A 22,474-nucleotide genomic window follows, 5' to 3' on the forward strand; every position below is an offset into this window, starting at 1 on the left:
GTAAATGAAAGGATGCAATTATGAATCCTAAAATTAGTATTATTGTTCCCGTTTATAAAGTTGAGCAATATATTCATAAATGTATTGATTCTATATTAAAGCAAACGTTCAAAGAGTTTGAGTTGATACTTGTTGATGATGGATCTCCTGATAGTTGTGGTGAGATTTGTGAAGGGTATGCGACTCAAGATAGTCGAATTAAAGTAATCCATAAGGAGAATGGTGGGTTATCTTCTGCAAGAAATGCTGGATTAGAAATAGCACAGGGGGATTATATAGGATTTGTTGATAGTGATGATTGGATAGAAGTGGATATGTATGAATTGTTATATGGTATGTGTTTAGAACAGGATTGTGATATAGCTATTTGTAGTAGTGAAATTCATTACAAGGATAAAACGGTAATTTCAAGCAATCATCCGTTTGTTATTCATGATAGATATAGTGCGATGAAAGCGATGCTAGAAGGGAATTTATATGATGAAGTTGTTTGGACTAAACTTTTCAAAAGACAGTTATTAGAGGGTATTAAATTTCCAGTAGGTATGTCATATGAAGATACAGCATTTACGTATAAAGTTATTCATAAGTGTAACAAAGTATGTTTTATAGGAGAATCTAAATATCATTATATAAAGCGTGATAATAGTATGATGGATCAGGCTGTAAAAGAGATTAAAATTGACTCAGTCTTAATTTATGATGAAATGTGTAAATTTATGGAGCGATATTATAAGGAGTTATATAACTTAGTTATATTAAAACTAGGAAATTGTTCGATGGTAGTATTAAATTTAATATCATTGAGTGGAAGACTTAATGAGCATAAGAGTAAATATTATAAGGTTATTGGTATATTGAATCGTTATTTTTATAAAACAATGCGTTTAAAAGAGTATGGGAAAAGTGTAAAGTTTTTATTATTGGCGACCAAGCTACATCCATTATTATATAAAATTTTAATTAATAATTTTGCAAAAAGGGGATAGGTATGAAGACGTCTTTGTTGAAATTATATTATTTATATATTGGAACGAAGAATAAAGTGACTATTCAATATAATAGGGTGATTACTATGAAAAGGAAGCCTCCAATAGTGAAAAGTGTTGATGAAACACTTGACTATATTATAAGTAATAATTGTTCAGTAAGTAGATTTGGTGATGGTGAATTTGCTCTTATAAATGGAGAAAATTTAATTTTTCAGCCGTATTCAAAAGAATTAAAGGATAGACTGGATGAAGTTATTAAGAGTAATAAGATGGGCCATTTAGTTTGTATTCCAAATGTTTTTGAAAATTTAAATTGGTGTACGGGCAAATCAAGAGGGTATTGGGAAAAATATTTAGAGTTAAATCGTAGCAGAATTTATAAGAGTATACGTATGAATAAAGAATATTACGATGCATTAGTTACAAGGTTATATATAGATCATCAAGATAAAAGTATGGTTGGAATTCGTTTTGATAAAATGAAAGATATTTGGAATGGTAGAGAAATAATCATTATTGAAGGGGCTCAAAGTAGACTAGGGGTAGGAAACGATCTTTTTAAAAATGTTAAAACAATTGATAGAATAATATGCCCATCGAAAAATGCTTTTGCGAAGTATAGGGAAATTTTAGAGCTAGCAAAGAGTCAACAAAAATCGAAATTAATATTAATTGCACTAGGCCCAACAGCTACGGTATTAGCGTATGATTTATCTTCTGCTGGATATCAAACGTTAGATATTGGTCATATTGATATAGAGTATGAATGGTTTTTGAAGAAAGCGACAGAAAAACAACCTATAAAAAATAAGTATGTTGGTGAAGTAGATGCTGGAACTAATGTGAATGCAATTAGTGACTTGAATTATGAGAGTGAAATTATTGCCAGGATAATATAACTTTATTGTTATGAGGATTCTTTCTACTTAGAGATGATCTAGTTAATGAAGGGGATTAATCATGCGAACAATGTATTCAATTAAAAACATAGCAATAAGTATATTTTCTCAAATAGTTATTGTTATTCTAGGCTTTATATCTAGGAAAGTTTTTTTGGATAGTTTAGGAATAGAGTATTTAGGGATAGATGGTTTGTTAATTAATGTATTATCCATGTTAGCGTTAATTGAAGCTGGCATAGGAGCGAGTATAGTATACAATTTGTATAAACCATTGGCAGAAAATAATCAGTATAAAATTATAGCCCTTGTTCAATTATATAAAAAAATTTATCAGATTTTAGCAATCATTATTTTAGTAATAAGTGCTATGATATATCCCTTTTTAAGTTATTTAATGAAAGATGGGGAGTCTATATCGAATGTTGCGATAATCTATTCGATATTCGTGGTGAAAAATGTCGTTACTTATTTAAATGCTCACAAGAGGTCTTTAATACAAGCTGATCAAAGAGGATACATATTGGCTAGGGTGGATCTCTTATTCCAAGTGGTAACTACAATATTTAAAATATTTATACTAATGTACACAAAAAATTATATATTGTATTTAATTATAGAGTTGAGTATATATGTAATTCAAAATGTCGTAAACGGTAGGATTGTGAATAAGAACTATTCTTATATAAAGACAAAAAAGAAGTATTCTATAGATAATGATACGAAAGAAAAATTAATTATAAATGTAAAGGCGATGTTTTTGCATAATATTGGAGGATATATTGTATTTGGAACGGATAATATACTGATTTCATCTTTTGTAGGTCTTGCTACGGTCGGGATATATTCGAATTATACAATGATAATAAATCAATTAGCAGCTGTAGTAAATCCTATATTAAATGGTATTGAAGCAAGTGTAGGAAATCTAATCGCAACTGAGAATAGTGACAAAAATTATGCAATATTTAAAGTGACTTATTTAGTGAATTTTTGGGTTTTTTCTTTTTGTACCATATTTTTATTTAATCTGTTAGAGCCATTTATAGGGTGGTGGCTTGATAAGAAGTATTTATTAAATAACATGGTTTTTGTAGTGATACTCATAAACTTTTATTTAACAGGGATGCGAACCGCGATAGCTATTTTTAAAAATAAAGCGGGATTATTTGTACAAGATAAGTATATTCCATTAGTTGAAGCGATAATCAATTTAAGTTTATCCATTCTATTAGCTAAAATGTTAGGATTGGTAGGTATATTCATAGGAACGGCGATTAGTACAATTACTACGGTACTTTGGATTCAGCCTTATATTGTATATAAAAATCTTTTTAAGAAATCAGTTTGGAAGTATTTCACAGCATATGTATTTTATATATTTTTAACTGTCGTGACAGGTTTCATTACTACAAGTATATGTAATTATTTCATAGAAGATAGTACCTTTATTTCGTTAGTCGGAAAAGGTATGATTTGCTTATTAGTACCAAATGTAATATACATTTTAATTTTTTATAAAAGCACAGAATTTCATTATATAAGAAATATCTTTAGTGTGATGTTTTTACAAATTAAAAAGAAACGAAACGTTATTTAGGTATAAAAATTATGGATATTATATTGGTTTGAATTATTAAGTAAGTATATTGTTGTTGAAGCCTCTTAGTATGAAATGAAACTTGATATTAATTAGAAAACGTGAATCATTAGCCCTAACATAGCATTTATATAATGCATAGTATTCTATTAAAGGGATACGTATGTAAGCAGAATATAAAATATTTGTCCCTATGCACTGGTATAAGTTTGAATTTTCTGTAAAAATTCAACTTCTATCTTAGTTGGAGGTTATATAAATCATGGCAAAATTTCAAGTGACATCTGTGTTAAAAGGGAATCTTCCTGTGTTAAGCGAGGGAGAATTTTGTTTTTGTATAGATACTTGTGAGTTATTTATTGGGACGAAAAAAGGGAATATAAAAGTATCAACGGAGAATAAATTTGAGAGGTTAGTAAGTAAACTTAAAAGCAATACATTTGGAAGTTCTAATTCTAGAAAATCACTGATTGGAGAAACAGAATCTGCTAATGTGGTTTCGGGCACGTATTTTCTTGAGTTAGAGAGATGGAATGTTAAAAATGATGGAACGGACGCGGATAATACTTCTAAAGGGATTAATAATGCATTATTATGGGCATTTCAACAAGGATTTATAGAAGTTGTTTTACCCATGGGGACATATTTAATTGATGAAAATACACCAATTGAGCCACAAAGTTTTATGACTTTAAATTTAGGTGGATCAACTTTAAAAATAAGAAGTAATGGATTAGTTAAATATGCAATCGTACGATATCAAAGAAATCAAAAATTTTCTCGGGTTACCAATGGAAGGGTTGAAGGAGATAAAGATACACACGATTATACAACGATTCCTCATACTCATGAATGGGGATATGGGATTGAAGTAGGAAATACTACTCCTGCTGAGGGGAGTAATATGAATTATATTTCAATAGATAATATGGAAATTTTAAATTGTACTGGCGATGGGATAGCAATGGAAAGTACATGGGGACAAATTGGAGAATATGATTTTGCCAGTACATTTGAAGTGGGGGGGATTAGTGATGTCAATGGTTCCCTAATAGTAGATGATAATAAAATTAGATCCAATTTAAAAATAGATTTACATCATAGTAGCATTATAAAATGGGGATATTTCGGTTTGTATGGAGATGGCTATGGTGGAATTGGTTCAGAAATATATACAGAATTATATGATGTGTTATTTTATAAAGCTGATAATACTTTTGTAACGGCTGCGAATAGAGTAAAGTTTTTTGAAGAAGTGAGTGTTCCAAAAGAAGCAGATTATGCGAAAATAGTTCTTCATCAAGGTACAATACCTACAGAAAACGGTTGTAAAATAACTGTTAGAATTCCAGAATTTTCCCGAAATGTATTTATCGAAAAATGTAAAATACATGATTGTAGAAGGCTTGGGGTAAGTGTATCTGGAGCGAAACAAATTTATATTAGAGATTGTGAAATTTACAAAATGAAAGGTACAGCACCTCAGGGAGCAATAGATATTGAAGATGGATATCGATTAAATCAATATATAAACATTGAGCGTAATAACATATATGATAATCAGGGATATAACGTTGTTGTAGTCGGTGGTAGATATATTAATATCATTCAAAATAAATTAGCTAATAATTCATTAGTAGTAGGTGAAAATGTAGAGAAAGTGATTATAAACAATAATCACTTAAGGGAAGTAAGTTGTGTTTTAAGCGGAGAAGTAACTTTTACGAATAATCAAATGTATGCTACTCGAGTCACGATAGATCAAGGAGATAAGGAAGCGCTTATTGGTAACTGTATTTTCCATAATAGCGCATTGTTAATGGGAAGAGATAAAGCATATTGTATTCAAGTGAACCAATGTGAATTTTTTAGTGATCGAGATTTATTTCATTCTTTTTCACAGTTGGGTTCAATAATTGGTTTTTCAGCAGAACCGCAAACTATATCAAATTGTGTTATTAAAGGAGGGGCTGTAGAGGGTACAAGTTTGACAGGCGTATCACCTGGTATGAAAAATGGATGGAGATTAAATAATATTGCTTTTATAGATACGAAACACCCGCAAGGAATCATTACGAATTTACCACCAGGAGTATATACGGGATGTAAATTTGAGAACAGCGGTACAATATCATTTGTTACAAAAACTCCTCAAGCAGAATATGAATTTAATGGATGTTCATTTAGTTGGGATGCTTATAATCTGTTTACTGTTGAGTCTTCTCAAAGGATAGCGATGCTAAAAGTGAAAAATAGTAATTTTAGAGGTGGAAGATGGGGCTCAGCATTTTTTTTATGGGACATTGGGGGAAGAATAGAATTTAATAATAATGCATTTGAATACCTTAATTCGGAATCGACAGACAGTATAATGAATTTTTGGAATGAAACATTTACGAGTGAGTTTATGTTAATAGAAAATAATATATTTAGGTCAAATAAAAGTATGATAGGCGTGAATGCAAATCAAATTTCATCCTCAATTACTTTGATTTTTAAAGATAATATTGTGGACACAGTAGTTATAAAGTTAAGGGATGAACATATAAAAAGGGATAATTATATTAATGGCGTCTTTGATCCATACATGTAAAGTTATAGAAACTAATGGAGTAACGGGTCCTTTGTAAATAAGCAGTGATATCGCATGGAAATATTCACATAGGCTAGCTATGTTTAAACTATTTGATGAGATAGAATTAATGAAAGATGACGTAATTAAACAAAACAAGGGGCAACTAACTGTAGTTGCCTTTTGTTTTGTTTAATTGCATATAAAGTTTTAAATGGTCCTAGGGGTATTAAACGTAAATGAGTAAGGAGGATAGTACATGAAAAGAATTTTTGATGTATGTATTTCTTTATTGTTATTATTTGTATGTTTGCTTCCTATTCTTGTTATAGCAATCTTAGTTAGGCTGAAAATAGGATCTCCTGTACTGTTTAAGCAACAGCGTCCAGGACTACATGGAAAACCGTTTAATGTTTATAAGTTTCGAACTATGCTAGATAAGAAGGGGAGTGATGGGGAATTACTTCCAGATCAAAATAGATTGACTACTTTTGGGGCAATTCTTAGAAAATATAGTTTAGATGAGTTACCCCAACTGATGAATGTTCTATGGGGTGATTTAAGTTTAGTAGGTCCAAGGCCATTATTGATGGAATACTTACCCCTATATTCTAGTAAACAGGCTAAAAGGCATAATGTAAAACCAGGAATTACGGGATGGGCACAAATAAATGGTAGGAATTTGATTACCTGGGAAGAAAAATTTGAATTGGATGTATGGTATGTGGAGAATCACTCTTTTTTATTAGACTTGAAAATAATTGTACTTACAATATTAAAAGTATTTAAAACAGAGGGAATAAATTATGTAGGGCATGTGACAATGGAGAGATTTACTGGAGGGAAAATAGAAATAAAGGGGGAGGGAAAATGAAAATTTTAATAATAGGATGTGGTGGGCATAGCAAGGTTGTGAGGGATATAATCTTATCAAATGAAGGATATGAAATAGTCGGTTATTTAGATGATTTGTACACAGGGATAAATATTGTAGACAATCTTTATTTTGGAGCAATTGCAGATGCAAGGGAAATTATCAATAATTTTAATGATGTAAGGCTCGTGATTGCTATAGGAAATAATAAAATAAGAAGAGAAATTTCAGAAATATTAAATCAACAAAGTAGCATATATGCTACTTTAATTCATAAAACAGCCATTATAAGTTCAAATGCTAATATAGGAAACGGAACGGTAATTATGCCAAATGTGGTTGTTAATGCGGATACGTTCATCGGTAACCATACTATAATAAATACGGGCTCAATAATAGAACATGATAATATAATTGATGATTTTGTTCATATTTCACCACATGCTACACTTACAGGTTCTGTCACTATAGCAGAGGGGGCACATATAGGAGCATCAGCTACTATAATTCCAGGTGTTCAAATTGGTAAGTGGTCTATTGTTGGAGCTGGTTCTGTAGTCATAAATGATTTTCCATCTAATTGTACTGCTGCTGGTATTCCAGCAAAAGTTATTAATGTAGTAAATTAAGAGGAGATGAAGAGTGATGATAAAAAATAAGGAGAAAATCTATCTTTCCTCTCCACACATGAGTGGAAATGAACAAAAATATATAAAAGATGCTTTTGACTCAAATTGGATTGCGCCTCTAGGCCCAAATGTAGATGGATTTGAAAGAGAGCTTGCTTCTTTTGTAGGAGTTAAAGGTGGGGCTGCGGTTAGTTCAGGTACTGCGGCCATTCATTTAGCTTTACGATTATTAAACGTTCAAGAGGGTGATACAGTGTTTTGTTCAAGTTTCACTTTTGTAGCAAGTGCGAATCCGATTGTTTATTTGGGAGCAGAACCGGTATTTATTGACTCAGAACCGGAAACATGGAATATGTCACCACAAGCTCTAGCACTTGCGTTGCATGATGCTGATAAAGCAGGGAAATTACCTAAGGCTGTCATTCTTGTTCATTTATATGGTCAGAGTGCAAAATTAGATGAAATTCTTTCGCTTTGTAATCATTATGGTGTTCCCATAATTGAGGATGCAGCAGAATCCCTAGGTTCCACATATAAAGGAAAAGCAAGTGGTACATTCGGAAGATTTGGTATTTATTCATTTAATGGAAATAAAATTATTACAACTTCGGGCGGTGGAATGTTAATTTCTGATGATGTGGAAGCGTTAGAAAGAGCGAGATTTTTAGCAACACAAGCAAAGGATCCAGCACCACATTATGAGCATAGTAAGGTAGGGTATAATTATCGAATGAGTAATATATTGGCTGGTATTGGAAGAGGACAATTAGAAGTGTTAGAAGACAGGGTGAGAGCTAGAAGATCTGTATATAAACGTTATTACGAAGAGTTATCTCTCATACCAGGATTTTATTTTATGCCTGAATTAGAAAATACTCGCTCGAATCGATGGCTTACCACATTAACAATTGATGAAAAGGAATCCGGGATCTCTGTTGGGAACTTATTGAGGGATTTAGAGGAAGCAAATATTGAAGCGCGTCCTATGTGGAAGCCATTGCATATACAATCGCTCTTTAAAAGGAAGAAGTATTATCCGCATAGCAAAAATGAAGATGTGTCGCAGTGTCTGTTTCAAAGTGGAATTTGTTTACCTTCAGGATCTAATATGTTAATCGAAGATCAACAACGGGTGATTCAGTGTGTTTTAAATGTAGTGTTAAAGAAAAGCAAATAAAACAACAAATAAGAATGAAATTAGGCATTGTAATTTGTTCTTTATAATGAAAATAAGTGCATGATAGTAGTTTTGACATACCCGTAATCTACTGATTTATAGGACCATATAATGGAGGAAGTGTGAGAATAAATGTTTTTGTTCTTTAAAAAGAATGATATAAGGGTATGTTTAACGAAATAAATATAAAAGCAGTATTTATAGAAATTCCTTATATATTAGGAGGAAAACATGAGCGCAATAACTGGTATTGTTCATCTTACTAATGAACCCGTATTAATTGAGCATGGAAGAAGGATAATGGATTGTTTATATAAATATCCTGCTAATGACATTGGAATTTTCCATAAAGAGAACACATTTTTTGGGTGTCATGCACAATGGATTACACCAGAAGCTATTGGTGAACAGTTACCTTACTATAATGAAACAGCAAAATTAGTGATTACAGCAGATGCAATTATTGATAATCGAAATGAACTATTTGATAGGTTGCAAGTAAATTATAACGAGAGAAAGGTAATACCTGATAGTAAATTAATTTTACTAGCTTATCAAAAGTGGGGAGAAGATGCTCCAAAATATTTAGTCGGTAATTTTGCTTTTATGATTTGGGATGAACGTAATCAAAAATTATTTGGAGCTAGAGATTTTTCAGGAAGTCGAACTCTGTATTATTACTATGATAAGCAACGGGTTGTTTTTTGTACGACGATAAGTCCTTTGTTAACATTACCTTATATACGAAGAGAATTAAACGAACAATGGATTGCTGAGTATTTAGCAATTTCAACAGTAGTTGATACGGTAGATACCTCAATAACACCCTATAAAAAAATAGAACAAATACCTCCAGCTCACAGCATTACAATTGACAGAGGTAAGATAAAGTTAACAAAATATTGTACTTTGGACTTGGGCCAGAAGTTAAAGCTCAAGACAGATGAAGAGTATGTAGAAGCGTTTCAAGAAGTTTTTCAACAGGCTGTAACATCTTGTACACGTACTTATCGTCAAATTGGGGCTCATTTAAGTGGTGGGCTAGATTCTGGTGCAGTTGTTAGTTTCGCTGTAAAGGCGTTAAGTACAGAAAATAAACAATTGCATACATTCAGCTATATTCCTTCGGATGATTTTGAAGATTATACTCCTAAGTCTTTAATGCCAGATGAAAGGACATTTATTCAATCAACCGTCCAATACGTAGGCGGAATTAAAGCGCATTATTTAGATTTTAAAGAGAAAAATTCTTTCTCTGAAATTGATAGTCTATTAGAAATGATGGAGATGCCGTATAAATTTTTCGAAAATTCTTTTTGGTTGAAGGGGATGTATGAGAAAGGACAAGAAGAAAAAGTTGGGGTGCTTTTAAGTGGGGCAAGAGGTAATTTAAGTATATCTTGGGGAGCTGCCTTAGATTATTATGCAATTTTACTGAAAAGAATGAAATGGTTTCGTCTTATTTATGAATTACATCAGTACAGTAAAAATGCAGGTGGGGCTAGATTAAGAAGAATACCCGTTGTTGCAAGAGTAGCATTTCCATTTATTGATCAAATATTTCCGATGGGTGAACCGTATGAAATTCCATCATTCATTAATCAAGAATTTGCAAAGAGGACAGATGTTTTTAATAAACTCAAAAATTACGGATTAGATCAAAAGGGATGGTTTGCTACCACAAATATTTACGAACGGAGAATTAGACATTTTGAAGATGGTTTTCATTGGAACGCAACTAGTACATTAGGAAGTAAATTATCTTTATATTATTCGTTATGGACACGTGATCCTACTAATGACATACGTGTAATTCGTTTTTGTTTATCTGTTCCAGAGAAACAATTTGTTCAAAATGGGCTGGATCGAGCGCTTATTAGAAAATCTACTGAAAAGTATTTGCCAGATAAAGTTAGATTAAATCAAAGAGTTCGTGGTGTTCAAGGAGCCGATTGGCTTCATCGAATGATTCCGTATTGGGATATGGTAATAGAGGAGTTACAGCAGCTTAGTGAAGACGAAAGGATTTTAGAATTTATAGATGGCAAGATAATTAAGCGAGCGTTATCTGAAATTAGCAGAGATGTTCGACCGGAGTATGCAACTGATCCGAATTATAAGATATTAATGCGTTGTTTAATATTATATAGATTTATGAAAAAATTTGTTTGAAAGGAGGTGATAATATGAAAAAAGAATGGAAAACACCTGTATTAGAAGTGCTTGATGTGAATATGACAATGCTTGATCCGAAAAATGGAAGACATCTTGATCATACTTATGAGGCAGGAACAGATCGAGATGATTTAACTTGGAGTTAGGTGAAAAGAGTTTTTTATTGAGTGTATTTAGTTATTCGAATCTACTTAGATTTTATATGACCGGTTGTTGTTAAAAAACCCTTATATGAAAAAATATAAGGGTTTTTAACATAAAACTAAATAGGAGGTGAAAAGGATGCTAATAATTCAGAAGGAAACGGTGTATCAAGCCTTTGGTTTGTCGGTTGTTAGTGATATTCCTCTACCAGAATTACCTTATGCGAATAATAAACTAGACAAAATAGATGTAGAAATAAAAATAGAAGATCTATCAAAAATTTGGTTTGACTTATCAGATAAAGAAAGGACTTTTATAGTCGATGAAAACAGAGTTATGTTTCAGGTTCCTAATGTAGTAATTTTTTCGATACAAGGTGGAAAGACGATAACTGTTTCACCTTTGGAAAAGTATGAAGAAGATATGATTCGACTTTGGATTCTTGGAACTTGTATGGGTGCAATACTAATGCAAAGGAAGGTTTTTCCATTGCATGGTAGTGCAGTGGTGATTAACGGAAAAGCATATGCATTCATAGGAGATTCAGGTGCAGGAAAGTCTACATTAGCGTCAGGGTTTATAAAAAAAGGATATCAGTTTTTAAGTGATGATGTGATTGCAGTATCTTTTTCGCAAGACACATATGCGCCGATAGTTATCCCTTCTTATCCTCAACAGAAGTTATGGCAGGATAGTTTGACCAACTTTAGAATGGAAATAGGAAAGTATCAATCCATATGTGGTCGAGAGAAGAAGTATAGTGTTCCAGTTACCTCTCAATACTTTAGTGAAATATTGCCTTTGGCAGGTATATTTGAATTGGTGAAAACGGAAAGTGAGGAAATAGAGGTCCAAAAAATTGAAAATCTGGAGCGTTTTTATGCTTTATTCCGACATACTTTTCGCAACTTTCTTATTCATGATTTAGGGCTAACGGAATGGCACTTTAACAAATCAGCAGATATTTTAAGTAAAGTTAATATGTATCAGTTGTGTAGACCGATTTCTAGATTCAGTGCACCGAAACTAGTTGATATCATAATAAATACTATAAACAAAGGAGAATGAGTGATTATGGAAAAACAAGGTATCTCATTAAATCAATTCATTACACAAGTTCAAGGGAATATAGTAAGCGATATGAACGGGGAGAAAGTAATGTTAAGTATACGGAATGGTAAATATTACAATTTAGGTGAGTTAGGAGGGGTTATATGGGGATTAATTGAGAAACCACTAGCAGTTACTCAATTGGTTAAGGAATTAACATTAGAATATGAGGTAGAACAATCGAAATGTGAGAAAGAAGTGGTATCTTATTTGGAGATTTTATTAGAGGAAGGGTTAATTGAGGTCAGTAAATAAGTTTAGTGTATTCTTTTATTTTCGAAAAGAAGTAGGAGGATATGGAAATGTTGAGAAAAGTAGGGGCTTTTATTTCATTAGATAGGCAGGTAATGTTTTTATTTGCAGAGGCATGTGTGTATTTAGGATGGGCACGGATTTTAAAGGTAATGCCATTCTCTAAAGTTTCATCGGCCTTAGGTATTCATATGGAAGAAACACCTTTAAGTTATATAGAATTTAATAAACCAATAATCGGGAGAGTTTCTGAGGCTATACAAATTGTGAGCCAGCATACTTTATGGGACAGTATGTGTTTTGAGAAATCGATAGCCGCAATGAAAATGTTAGAGAGGCGACGAATAGAAAGTACTTTATATTTTGGAACTGCAAAGGATAAGGATGGAAAGCTGGTCGCTCATGCGTGGTTACGTAGTGGTCCTTTTTATATTACTGGAATGGAAAGTATGGATCAATTTACTGTTGTTAGTACATTTGCAAAGAAAATAGATGAGAAGAATCCAAAAAAAGGAGACTACGATGCATAAGAGTTTCTGTCTAGACACAGATGATTTTTCTAAGGAGTTAAAATTGCTTTTGGAGATTTTGAAAATGGAAGATGGTGATGATGGATTTCAAAATCGAAGTGAATGGCTGCTGGATATTGATTGGCATGAGTTTGTTGCACTTGCAATGCATCACCGTGTTTACCCAAGCATATATTCGAAATTAAAAGGCATAGGAGAAGAACGGATACCTGATTGTGTAGTGGAATTGTTGTACCAACAGTTTAAAAAGAATACTTTTCAAATGCTGTATTTGAGTGCTGAAATGGAACGGTTGAGTAAAATGTTTTTTGGAAATGAGATTCGTACACTTTTTTTAAAAGGGCCAATACTTGCGCATGATCTATATGGTGATATTTCTTTACGTACATCTTGTGATCTGGACATTCTTATTCCGATTCAACAGTTAGAAAAAGTGGAGAAACTCCTTGTGGAAGAAGGTTATGTGAAAGATGAGTACATTCAAACAATATTAAATGATTGGAAATGGAGACATCATCATGTAACATTTTTTCATCATCAGAAGCATATTAAAGTAGAAATTCATTGGAGATTACACCCTGGCCCTGGGAAAGAACCAAATTTTGAAGCGCTTTGGGAGAGGAAAAGGAAGAGCTTGCTGGGAAGTTATCCTGTTTATATGTTAGGAAGAGAGGATTTATTTTGGTTTCTTGTTTCTCATGGAGCGCGTCATGGTTGGTCTCGATTACGTTGGTTAGTTGATATTCATCAGATGTTAAAGCAAGATCTCAATCGGCCAGTTATTAAAAAGTTATTTAAAAAATATCAAAATGAGAATGTGGGAGGACAAGCGTTAATTTTAGTTAGCGAACTTTTAAATGCCATAACTACCGAGGAAATGATAGGGTTGATGAATCGGAGTCGTACGAAGCGGCTAGCGAAAGGAGCATTGTTTTATTTGAAGCAAAAGATAAACTTGCATACACCTCCTGTTCCGGATGATGTAGCAGAATATCACAGTCGACATCTATTTTTGCTAATGTCAAATAGGCAAAGGGCTGTATTTATGATAAGTCATTTTTATCCCTATCCAATTGATGCAAAGACGTTACCGTTACCAAAGTCACTTCATTTTCTATACTTTCCTTTACGACCTATTTTATGTGCTTGGAGAAAAACGAAAAAATATGTATTCTCATAGGAGGATAAAAATTGAACTACCTCTTATATTTTATGAAAAAATTACATTCTTTTGCTGGGAAAAAATTATATATAAATTTATTAGGGATGACAGTAGTGAGTCTTTTGGAAGGAATGGGGATACTTTTATTGATTCCAATGATAAGTGTAAGTGGAGTTGTAAACATGAAAAGTGATTCGAGTTCCTTTATGGAGATGTTTAGTTTTTTTCATAATATCCCTGGAACAATAAGTTTACTACTCATCTTAGGTATCTATATTTTTCTAGTAGTTTTTCAAGCGTTTCTACAACAACATTTGAGTCTTCAAAATATGAAGATTATTATTCGCTTTACAAATTATATAAGATTAGAAACATATAGTTCTCTACTAAAAGTGAATTGGGAATTCTTTGTGAAAAAGAGAAAGTCTGACTTGATTAACTCTTTAACTGAAGAGTTAGGAAGAATCATACAAGGGACAAATTTGTGTTTTCAAATGTTAACCGCCTTAGTATTTACTTTCATCCAAATTGGTATTGCATTATGGCTCTCTGCAACAATAACGATTTTTGTACTATTTGCGGGTCTAATACTTGCATTTTTGTTGAGAGGTTTTATAAAAAAGTTTAGAGATTTAGGAAATAAAAAGACAGAGATATCCAAAAGTTATCTTGCTGGTATTACAGATCATTTTAACGGGATTAAAGATATTAAGAGTAATACGCTAGAAGAGTCTAGGTATGAATGGTTATATTATTGGTGTCAAAAAATAGAGAGCGAGCAATTGGGGTTTATGAGATTGAAAAATAAATCACAACTTTTTTATAGAGCTGCATCATCTGTTTTAATAGCATTGCTCGTTTTTATATCTGTTAAACTATTTCAATCGCAACCAACCCAATTATTATTAATCATTCTCATTTTTTCCAGATTGTGGCCAAGATTTATGACGATTCAATCAAATTTAGAACAACTAGCTGCAAGTATTCCTGCTTTTAAGTCATTATGGGAGTTGCAAGAGGAATGTAAGGAAGCGATTGAAATACAGGATATACATCAGCACAAACAAATAAAGCCGATTTGTATTGAACAAGGTATTGAGTGTAAGGATGTTCACTTTCGTTATAATAAGCAAGAATCTTTATACGCACTTCAAAATATTAATGTACAAATTCCAATAAATAGTATGACGGCCATTGTGGGGCATTCTGGTGCAGGAAAAAGTACATTAATTGATGTATTAATGGGATTAATCCAGCCAGAAAAAGGTCAAGTGTTAATAGATGGTACTCCCCTTACAACTGATAATTTATTGTCATTAAGGCGGGCTATTAGTTATGTACCACAAGATCCTTTCTTATTTAATGCGAGCATAAGAGATAATTTATTGATGATTGAACCGAATGCAAATGAGGAAGAAATTTGGGATGCATTAAGTTTTGCAGCCGCCGCTGAATTTGTACAAACGCTACCAAATGGGCTTGAAACACTGATTGGAGATCGTGGGGTGAGGCTTTCAGGTGGTGAACGTCAGCGACTTGTACTAGCTCGGGCTATTTTAAGAAGGCCATCGATTTTAGTATTAGATGAAGCTACGAGTGCATTAGATACTGAAAATGAAGTGAAAATCCAATCAGCAATAGAAAGGTTGAAAGGAACAATGACAATTATTGTGATTGCGCATCGTTTATCTACTATACGCAATGCAGATCAAGTCATTGTCTTAGGAAAAGGTGAAATTGTCCAAAAAGGTGAATTTAATCAATTGGCTAAAGAGAGAAAAGGTGTATTTCGAAGTTTGTTAGGGTCACAAATGGAAGTTGGTTCTTAGAAGGGAAAGGGTGAATGAATTTTTGTATTCATACAGTTCGAATCGAATAAAAGCCCGAGTAATGGTCAGTTATAACAAGATCTTATTCGGGCTTTTATTTGTACGTTTTCTACATTTAGGGAGTAAATATAAATGAGTACCTTGCAATGGATAATACTAAGTGGTATATTATGGATATAACAGGTACCGTGTATTGAACAGTACTGGAATGAGAAAGGGGGATTGACCTTGAACGTTCAGTTTAAAAAAGGCGTGTTAGAACTGTGTGTTTTGGCACTTGTGAAACGTAAAGATTGTTACGGTTATGAACTTGTTCAGCAAATCTCAAATAAATTTTTAATATCGGAAGGATCAGTGTATCCTTTATTACGTCGTTTAACGAAAGAAGGGTATTTTCAAACGTATTTAAAGGAATCTACGGAAGGACCACCTCGTAAATATTATCAACTAACGGAGCAAGGAGAGATGCAACTTACTTTATTAGTAACAGAGTGGCGCGATTTTGCTAAAGGTGTTCAAGAAATTATTGAAGGGGTGGAATGGGATGAGTAAAGAAGGGTTTCTTAAAGAATTATCAAGTCATCTTAGAAAGTTACCAGAAGAAGAGCGACAAGATATTTTATTTGATTATGAAGAGCACTTTCAGTTTGGGATGGAAGAGGGGAAAACTGAATCAGAAATAATAAAGGGACTTGGCTCTCCGAAAGTAATTGCGAAAGACTTACTTGCGATGTATCGATTTGATGAAATGAAAAAGGATCCGTCGACTTCAAATGTGACAAGAGCTGTCATGGCAGCGGTTGGACTTAGTTTGTTTAATTTTATTATTGTGTTAGGCCCGTTAGTTGCAATTATCGGTTTTATATTTTCTTTTTGGGTCGGTGGGATTGCTAGTGTAGTGACACCATTTTTCGTTATTGTAAAAGTATTTATGGGCACTTTTATATGGTTGGATCTTTTCGTTAGTATAACGTTTGTCGGAGTAGGTTTGTTGTTATGTATTGTAGCTTATTATAGTACGAAGTGGTTTAAAAGATTATGTGTACGCTATGTAGTCTGGAACTTCAAAATGATAAAAGGGGAGTAGATGATGAAAAAGATATTATTAGTAGCTATCGCTTGTATCATTATTGGAGTAATAGGGATTTCACAAACATATGAAAAAGCAGTGCAAACTGCAGAAAAAGGAGATAAAGAGGACGTAATTAAAAACGAAACGCTAAAAAATGTAGAAGTTAAGTTAGATGCTGGAGATATTGTTGTCCAAAAATCTCCTGATTCCTCTTTTTATGTAAAGCAAAAAGGAGACGTAAGTAAACAGGAGATTCGTATTGCTGAAGATGGTGATACATTAAAAATCATAGGGGAAATAGAAAAAGGTGTTTCATTTGATTTTTCATTTTACAATTTCGGATTTCAAACGCCTACATTGACTATATTAGTACCTGAACGTTCTTATCAAGAGATAAAAGTAAATTCATCCGCTGGACAAATAGAAATAAGTAATGTGAAAAGTGACCGCGTAAGTGTTGAAACACTCGCCGGAGAAGTGGATTTGAAACATGTAACAGCAAAGAGTGTGGAGGGGTCTACAAAAGCTGGTGAGGTGAATTTTAAAAAAGTAATAGGGAAAGTAACAGCAAAAACGGCTAGTGGGGATATAGATATTATTGATCATGATTCTAAATATGATTTAGAGGTAAGTTCAACTGCTGGAGATGTAGATATTACTTTATTGGAAAAACCACAAGATGCAGTTATAACTGGGCAAACTGCTGCTGGAGACGTGACAATTTTTAATGAAGACAATAAAAATATAACGATTGGTAATGGTAGTAAAAAGATTAGCGGTAAAACCGCTGCTGGAGATGTTACTATTGAAACGCGTTAATAATTAATGAAACGCATTCTTTTGAATGAACGGAAATCTATCAAAATATAAAAAGAAGATAATTACCTATATAAATAAGGGAATTATCTTCTTTTTATTATTTTTAATGTAAATCACGATATACGCCAATTACTTTTCCAATAACTGACACTTGTTTTAAAATAATAGGTTCTAGTGAAGAGTTTTCCGGTTGTAGACGGAAATGATCTTTTTCTTTATAGAAACGTTTAACAGTTGCTTCGTTATCTTCTGTTAAAGCAACTACAATTTCACCGTTGTATGCAGACTGTTGTTGGCGAACAACAACTAAATCACCATCAAAGATACCGGCTTCAATCATGCTATCTCCAGAAATGCGTAACATAAACACTTGATCTGCTCCAGCAACGATACTAGCTGGAAGTGGGAAGTGATCTTCTACACTTTCGACTGCTGTAATCGGTAAACCGGCAGTAACTTTTCCGATGATTGGAACTTGAATAACAGATTGTGTTTCCGTTCGGTTGTCACCTAAAATTTCAATTGCGCGTGGTTTTGTTGGATCGCGTCGAATATATCCCTTTTCTTCTAGTCGTGATAAATGTCCGTGCACTGTAGAACTAGAAGCAAGGCCGACTGCTTGACCGATTTCACGTACGGAAGGTGGATATCCTTTTTCTTGTACTTTTAGCTTAATAAAGTCGAGAATGTCTTGCTGGCGTTTCGTTAACTTTTCCATGTTTTCTAACACCTCGTTTTCTTTCATTTTTCTTATTATTAAGTATAACATGCGAAAAAACATTCTACAAACATAAGTTCGAACGAAAGGCAAATTTATGATACACTATAAGGAAAATATAGTGAGAAAGAAGGGTTCAAAATGAATGCAATTATTTATGCACGTGTGAGCACAACAAAAGAAGAACAGGAAACATCATTATTGCGTCAAAAAGATGAATTATTGCATTTAGCTGAGCGCTATCAAATGGATGTTACAAAGGTAATTGAGGAGCAGGCTAGCGGTTATACAATTGAACGTGATGGCATATTAGAAGTGCTAGATACAATTCGAGATGAACAAGTTGATGTACTACTTATACAAGATGAAACGCGTCTTGGTAGAGGAAATGCAAAGATTGCATTAATGCATTGTTTACATAAAGAGGGGATAAAAGTTTATACGCACACGCATAGTGGTGAATTACAGCTTTCAGATTCTGATTCGATGGTGCTAAATATAATTGGGATCGTTGAAGAGTATCAAAGAAAGATCCACAATTTAAAAATTAAACGTGGCATGCAAAGAGCAGTGGAGAAAGGATTTCGTCCAGAAAATAATTTGAAAAATCGTCATTTAAGCGTAGGACGTGAGAAAAAAGAAGTGCCAATTGAGGAAATTGTACGTTTGCGCCGGAATGAATTAACTTTTGAAGAAATTGCAGCAACACTTCGTGGTTTTGGTCATGATGTTTCAAAAGCAACTGTACATCGAAGGTATGTAGAATATACAAAGCAATTGCTTGATAAAGAGGAATAACTATTGTATGATAATAATCAGTTTTGAGTAGAAGGGGGATTCGAGATGCCAAGTCAAGAACTCATTGAACGCATTAACTTCTTAGCGAAAAAAGCAAAAGCTGAAGGCTTAACTGAAGAAGAACAACGTGAGCGCAAATCGCTTCGTGAACAATATTTAAAAGGATTTCGTCAAAATATGTTAAACGAATTAAAAGGAATTAAAGTCGTTAACGAAGAAGGCACGGACGTTACACCGGCGAAATTAAAAGCTTTAAAGAAGCAGGATAATGCAAAATTAAATTAAAAGATGGGCATAGCCCATCTTTTTTTATTTGTTAAAATTGTTATTTAATAACTTTCCAGTTTTCATTTTTCGTTGCTTCTATCCTTTTATGCTTCAATATATAGTTAGCGATAAGTTCGGACATATCTGTTGGTATGTCTTTTACTACTGGTTTATTTTGAAACATAAAGAAGTTCCCGCCACCGCTTGCACGATAATTATTCATAACAACGTCATATTCTTCATTCATATTAAGAGGAGCGCCTTTATACTGCAAAGACTCTACTCTCTCTCCAATTGGTTTTGAAATGTTTAATACATACGAAATCCCTTCCCACATATCGTAATTAAAGTGTTGTGGTTTTGGCTCTATATAGGCAGGGTTTACGATGATGGTTCCATCTGCTTTTAATGTGAAATAAGAAGCAGAGAGTTCGAGAGCATCTTTTATATCCGCTCCGGTTATTCTAATTACTTTTAATGTATTTGGATAAATATAATTAGAAACGATGTCACGCATTGTTACATGTTTCGGGAAACCAGGAGATGTATTATGAAACAAACTTGTACAAGAAATTGAAACATTAGCTATATCCATCTGTATTTTATTTATGAATTCAATAAAAGGATGGTCTTGCAAACGTGTTTGCATAGCATCGGAAATTTGCATATCCCCATAAATTATTCCAATAGGTTTATCAAGCCAATTTTGTGTTTTCTCTTCATAATTGGCAACCAAGGAAAGAACATCTTGGTCTGCCGCAATTCCTTGTACGGACAATAACTCTGAATAACTCTCTTTTTTCACCCATTTTTGTTCTGCTTTTTCGAATGTTACTGTTACTTTTCCAACTGAGTGTCCATTGCATCCAGTCTGTAAAATTGTTACACCATTAATCACGGTGTGAGCGATTTCTCGGTGTTGGTGGCCTGTTAGTAAAATATCTATGCCTTCAATTTCATGGCACATTGCATATCCTTGGTTTTCACCTGTTAAAACTTCAGTCGGTACTCCGGTTTGTAAATCACGTTCAAATCCCCCGTGATAGGCTACGACTAGTAAATCTGGTTTTTCATGTTTACGGATGTAAGAAACCCATTTTTTTGTTGTTTCAAATGCATCTTCAAATTGTAAATCTTTAATATGATGTGCTTGTTCCCAATGGGGGATGTAATGCGTTGTCACCCCTAAAATAGCAATTTTTATATTTGATTCAATATGTTTTATTATATATGGTTTTCCGAAATAAGGTTCTTTTCTGTTTTTATCTAAAATGTTTGCTGATAGATAAGGGGAATTTGCAGTAGCCACAGCATTATTTAATATATCCATTCCATAATTAAATTCATGATTTCCGATAATTGCAATGTCATACTCTAAGTAGTTGGCTAATAAGGACATTGGGTTTTCCATATCTTTTTCGTATGTAGCGTAATGATAAGTAAATGGTGTTCCTTGAATGAAGTCCCCGTTATCAATCAGAAGAACGTTTGCATTTTGAGAACGTTCTTTTTTTATGAGAGTAGAAATTTTAGCTAAACCAATTTCTGCTTTGGAGTTATCTTGGTAGTGAATTGGATACACAGTACCATGTACATCGCTTGTTAATAAAATATTTAAAGTTACAATTTGATTTTGATTCAACACCATTCACCTTTTCTATAGTTATCTTTCAATTAATCATATCAAATATATGAAAAGAATTTTAATGTGAATGTATAGAATGTGTAAAGATTCTGTAAATAAGCAATTATTTGTAAAAATATGTGATATATTTCTTCATGTTTATGGAAGGTTATTTTATAACAACGAAAAATGGAGGCATTAACATGTTGAAAAAAGTTTTTGCAATGAGCACAACAGTTGTACTAGCAGCGGGATTATTAAGTGGATGTGGAACGAAGGAATCAAGTGCAAGTAAAAATGAAGATACGAAAAAAGGTTATGTACCGAAGACGCTAAATGTTCAATTTGTTCCTTCTCAAAATGCAGATACGTTAGAGGCGAAGGCAAAACCATTGGAAAAGCTATTAAGTGATAAATTAAACATTCCGGTAAAAGTTAGTATTTCAACGAATTACAATACAATTGTAGAAGCGATGGCATCTAAGCAAGTAGATGTAGGCTTTTTACCTCCAACAGCGTATGTGTTAGCGCATGAGAAAAAGGCTGCAAACGTAATTTTACAGGCGCAACGTTTTGGGGTAGATGATGAAACTGGAGCTCCCACAAAGGATTTAGTAGATGTTTATAAATCAGAGTTTGTTGTTAAGAAAGATTCTAATATTAATAGTGTAAAAGATTTAAAAGGTAAAAAAATTGGCTATCAAGATGTAACATCATCAGCGGGTTATGTATGGCCTGCGGCTGTATTGTTAAAAGAGGGAATCGATCCGCTAAAGGATGTGAAACCTGTTACATTAAAAGGTCATGATCAGTCACTTATTGCTCTTTTAAATGGTGATGTAGATGCAGCTGTTGTATTCCAAGATGCTCGCAATATTGTAAAAAAAGATTATCCGAATATATTCGATCAAACGAAAATAGTAAAATTTACGGAGAAAATTCCAAACGATACGATTTCTGTACGTTCTGATTTAGATGCAGAGTGGAGCAAGAAATTACAGGATGCTTTCATTGAAATAGGAAAGAATGAGGAAGGGCACAAAATCATTAAAGAAGTATACTCACATGAAGGATACGTTAAATCTGATGATAGTAAATTTGATATCGTTCGTGAATATGGAAAGAAAGTGAAAACGCAATAATACATATGGAAATGGCGACTAACTGGAAAGTGTGTGATTTCAGTTAGTTTGCCGTTTTTCAGTTATTGATAATACATAGAAGGTAGGTA

Annotated in this window: 22 protein-coding genes; 20 read left to right on the forward strand and 2 right to left on the reverse strand. The window is 33.0% G+C overall.

Features of this window, described 5'->3' with window-relative positions; all coding sequences use genetic code 11:
- Positions 1–20: 20 nt before the first annotated feature.
- The 17 genes from DET63_RS12730 to DET63_RS12815 all read left to right on the forward strand — a co-directional run bounded on the left by DET63_RS12730 (position 21) and on the right by DET63_RS12815 (position 17,836).
- On the forward strand, positions 21–989 hold the full coding sequence (locus DET63_RS12730) for a glycosyltransferase (RefSeq protein ID WP_113936908.1): 969 nt from the start codon (positions 21–23) through the stop codon (positions 987–989).
- 107 nt (positions 990–1,096) lie between these two features.
- A complete protein-coding gene (locus DET63_RS12735; protein ID WP_235661817.1) occupies positions 1,097–1,891 on the forward strand; it encodes an SP_1767 family glycosyltransferase in 795 nt (264 codons plus the stop codon).
- Between the two features lie 61 nt (positions 1,892–1,952).
- On the forward strand, positions 1,953–3,491 hold the full coding sequence (locus DET63_RS12740) for a lipopolysaccharide biosynthesis protein (RefSeq protein ID WP_113936910.1): 1,539 nt from the start codon (positions 1,953–1,955) through the stop codon (positions 3,489–3,491).
- A 262-nt stretch (positions 3,492–3,753) separates the two neighbouring features.
- On the forward strand, positions 3,754–6,084 hold the full coding sequence (locus tag DET63_RS12745; RefSeq protein ID WP_113936911.1) for a right-handed parallel beta-helix repeat-containing protein: 2,331 nt from the start codon (positions 3,754–3,756) through the stop codon (positions 6,082–6,084).
- 238 nt (positions 6,085–6,322) lie between these two features.
- Entirely contained in the window at positions 6,323–6,937 is a 615-nt protein-coding gene (locus DET63_RS12755; protein ID WP_113936912.1) for a sugar transferase, read from the forward strand.
- Entirely contained in the window at positions 6,934–7,566 is a 633-nt protein-coding gene (locus tag DET63_RS12760) for an acetyltransferase (RefSeq protein ID WP_113936913.1), read from the forward strand. Before DET63_RS12755 ends, DET63_RS12760 begins: the two co-directional genes overlap by 4 nt.
- A gap of 16 nt (positions 7,567–7,582) precedes the next feature.
- Complete coding sequence (locus DET63_RS12765) at positions 7,583–8,743, forward strand: aminotransferase class I/II-fold pyridoxal phosphate-dependent enzyme (protein ID WP_113936914.1); 1,161 nt, start codon at positions 7,583–7,585, stop codon at positions 8,741–8,743.
- A 231-nt stretch (positions 8,744–8,974) separates the two neighbouring features.
- Positions 8,975–10,915, forward strand: a complete 1,941-nt coding sequence (locus tag DET63_RS12770; RefSeq protein WP_113936915.1) for a lasso peptide isopeptide bond-forming cyclase — start codon at positions 8,975–8,977, stop codon at positions 10,913–10,915.
- Positions 10,916–10,929: 14 nt separating this feature from the next.
- Positions 10,930–11,064, forward strand: a complete 135-nt coding sequence (locus DET63_RS12775) for a paeninodin family lasso peptide (RefSeq protein WP_113936916.1) — start codon at positions 10,930–10,932, stop codon at positions 11,062–11,064.
- A gap of 136 nt (positions 11,065–11,200) precedes the next feature.
- Complete coding sequence (locus DET63_RS12780) at positions 11,201–12,130, forward strand: phosphoenolpyruvate carboxykinase (ATP) (protein WP_113936917.1); 930 nt, start codon at positions 11,201–11,203, stop codon at positions 12,128–12,130.
- The gene (locus DET63_RS12785; RefSeq protein WP_181777913.1) at positions 12,131–12,427 is read left to right on the forward strand and encodes a lasso peptide biosynthesis PqqD family chaperone; all 297 of its coding nucleotides are present in this window, start codon (positions 12,131–12,133) and stop codon (positions 12,425–12,427) included.
- 41 nt (positions 12,428–12,468) lie between these two features.
- Entirely contained in the window at positions 12,469–12,954 is a 486-nt protein-coding gene (locus DET63_RS12790) for a lasso peptide biosynthesis B2 protein (RefSeq protein WP_113936918.1), read from the forward strand.
- Complete coding sequence (locus DET63_RS12795) at positions 12,947–14,134, forward strand: nucleotidyltransferase domain-containing protein (RefSeq protein WP_113936919.1); 1,188 nt, start codon at positions 12,947–12,949, stop codon at positions 14,132–14,134. The genes DET63_RS12790 and DET63_RS12795 overlap by 8 nt, the downstream gene beginning before the upstream one ends.
- A gap of 11 nt (positions 14,135–14,145) precedes the next feature.
- Complete coding sequence (locus DET63_RS12800) at positions 14,146–15,945, forward strand: ABC transporter ATP-binding protein (protein WP_113936920.1); 1,800 nt, start codon at positions 14,146–14,148, stop codon at positions 15,943–15,945.
- A 228-nt stretch (positions 15,946–16,173) separates the two neighbouring features.
- Entirely contained in the window at positions 16,174–16,497 is a 324-nt protein-coding gene (locus DET63_RS12805; protein ID WP_002066545.1) for a PadR family transcriptional regulator, read from the forward strand.
- Positions 16,490–17,032: a DUF1700 domain-containing protein gene (locus DET63_RS12810; protein WP_113936921.1), complete on the forward strand. Its 543-nt coding sequence runs from the start codon at positions 16,490–16,492 to the stop codon at positions 17,030–17,032. Before DET63_RS12805 ends, DET63_RS12810 begins: the two co-directional genes overlap by 8 nt.
- On the forward strand, positions 17,033–17,836 hold the full coding sequence (locus DET63_RS12815) for a DUF4097 family beta strand repeat-containing protein (RefSeq protein ID WP_002014437.1): 804 nt from the start codon (positions 17,033–17,035) through the stop codon (positions 17,834–17,836).
- 103 nt (positions 17,837–17,939) lie between these two features.
- On the opposite strand, the gene lexA is transcribed toward DET63_RS12815, so the two are convergent.
- Positions 17,940–18,554: a transcriptional repressor LexA gene (lexA, locus tag DET63_RS12820; RefSeq protein ID WP_002087894.1), complete on the reverse strand. Its 615-nt coding sequence runs from the start codon at positions 18,552–18,554 to the stop codon at positions 17,940–17,942.
- Positions 18,555–18,695: 141 nt separating this feature from the next.
- Here lexA and DET63_RS12825 point away from each other — a divergent pair, with 141 nt between their 5' ends.
- The gene (locus tag DET63_RS12825) at positions 18,696–19,352 is read left to right on the forward strand and encodes a YneB family resolvase-like protein (protein WP_002014433.1); all 657 of its coding nucleotides are present in this window, start codon (positions 18,696–18,698) and stop codon (positions 19,350–19,352) included.
- A gap of 45 nt (positions 19,353–19,397) precedes the next feature.
- Complete coding sequence (locus tag DET63_RS12830) at positions 19,398–19,637, forward strand: DUF896 domain-containing protein (protein WP_113936922.1); 240 nt, start codon at positions 19,398–19,400, stop codon at positions 19,635–19,637.
- 40 nt (positions 19,638–19,677) lie between these two features.
- Here DET63_RS12830 and DET63_RS12835 read toward each other — a convergent pair whose 3' ends face one another.
- The gene (locus DET63_RS12835) at positions 19,678–21,261 is read right to left on the reverse strand and encodes a bifunctional metallophosphatase/5'-nucleotidase (RefSeq protein ID WP_113936923.1); all 1,584 of its coding nucleotides are present in this window, start codon (positions 21,259–21,261) and stop codon (positions 19,678–19,680) included.
- 185 nt (positions 21,262–21,446) lie between these two features.
- Here DET63_RS12835 and DET63_RS12840 point away from each other — a divergent pair, with 185 nt between their 5' ends.
- Complete coding sequence (locus DET63_RS12840) at positions 21,447–22,385, forward strand: phosphate/phosphite/phosphonate ABC transporter substrate-binding protein (protein WP_002137777.1); 939 nt, start codon at positions 21,447–21,449, stop codon at positions 22,383–22,385.
- The last annotated feature ends 89 nt before the right edge of the window (positions 22,386–22,474 follow it).

Origin of the sequence: Bacillus sp. DB-2 (assembly GCF_003315125.1) — a bacterium.
GTDB classification, from domain to species: domain Bacteria; phylum Bacillota; class Bacilli; order Bacillales; family Bacillaceae_G; genus Bacillus_A; species Bacillus_A mycoides.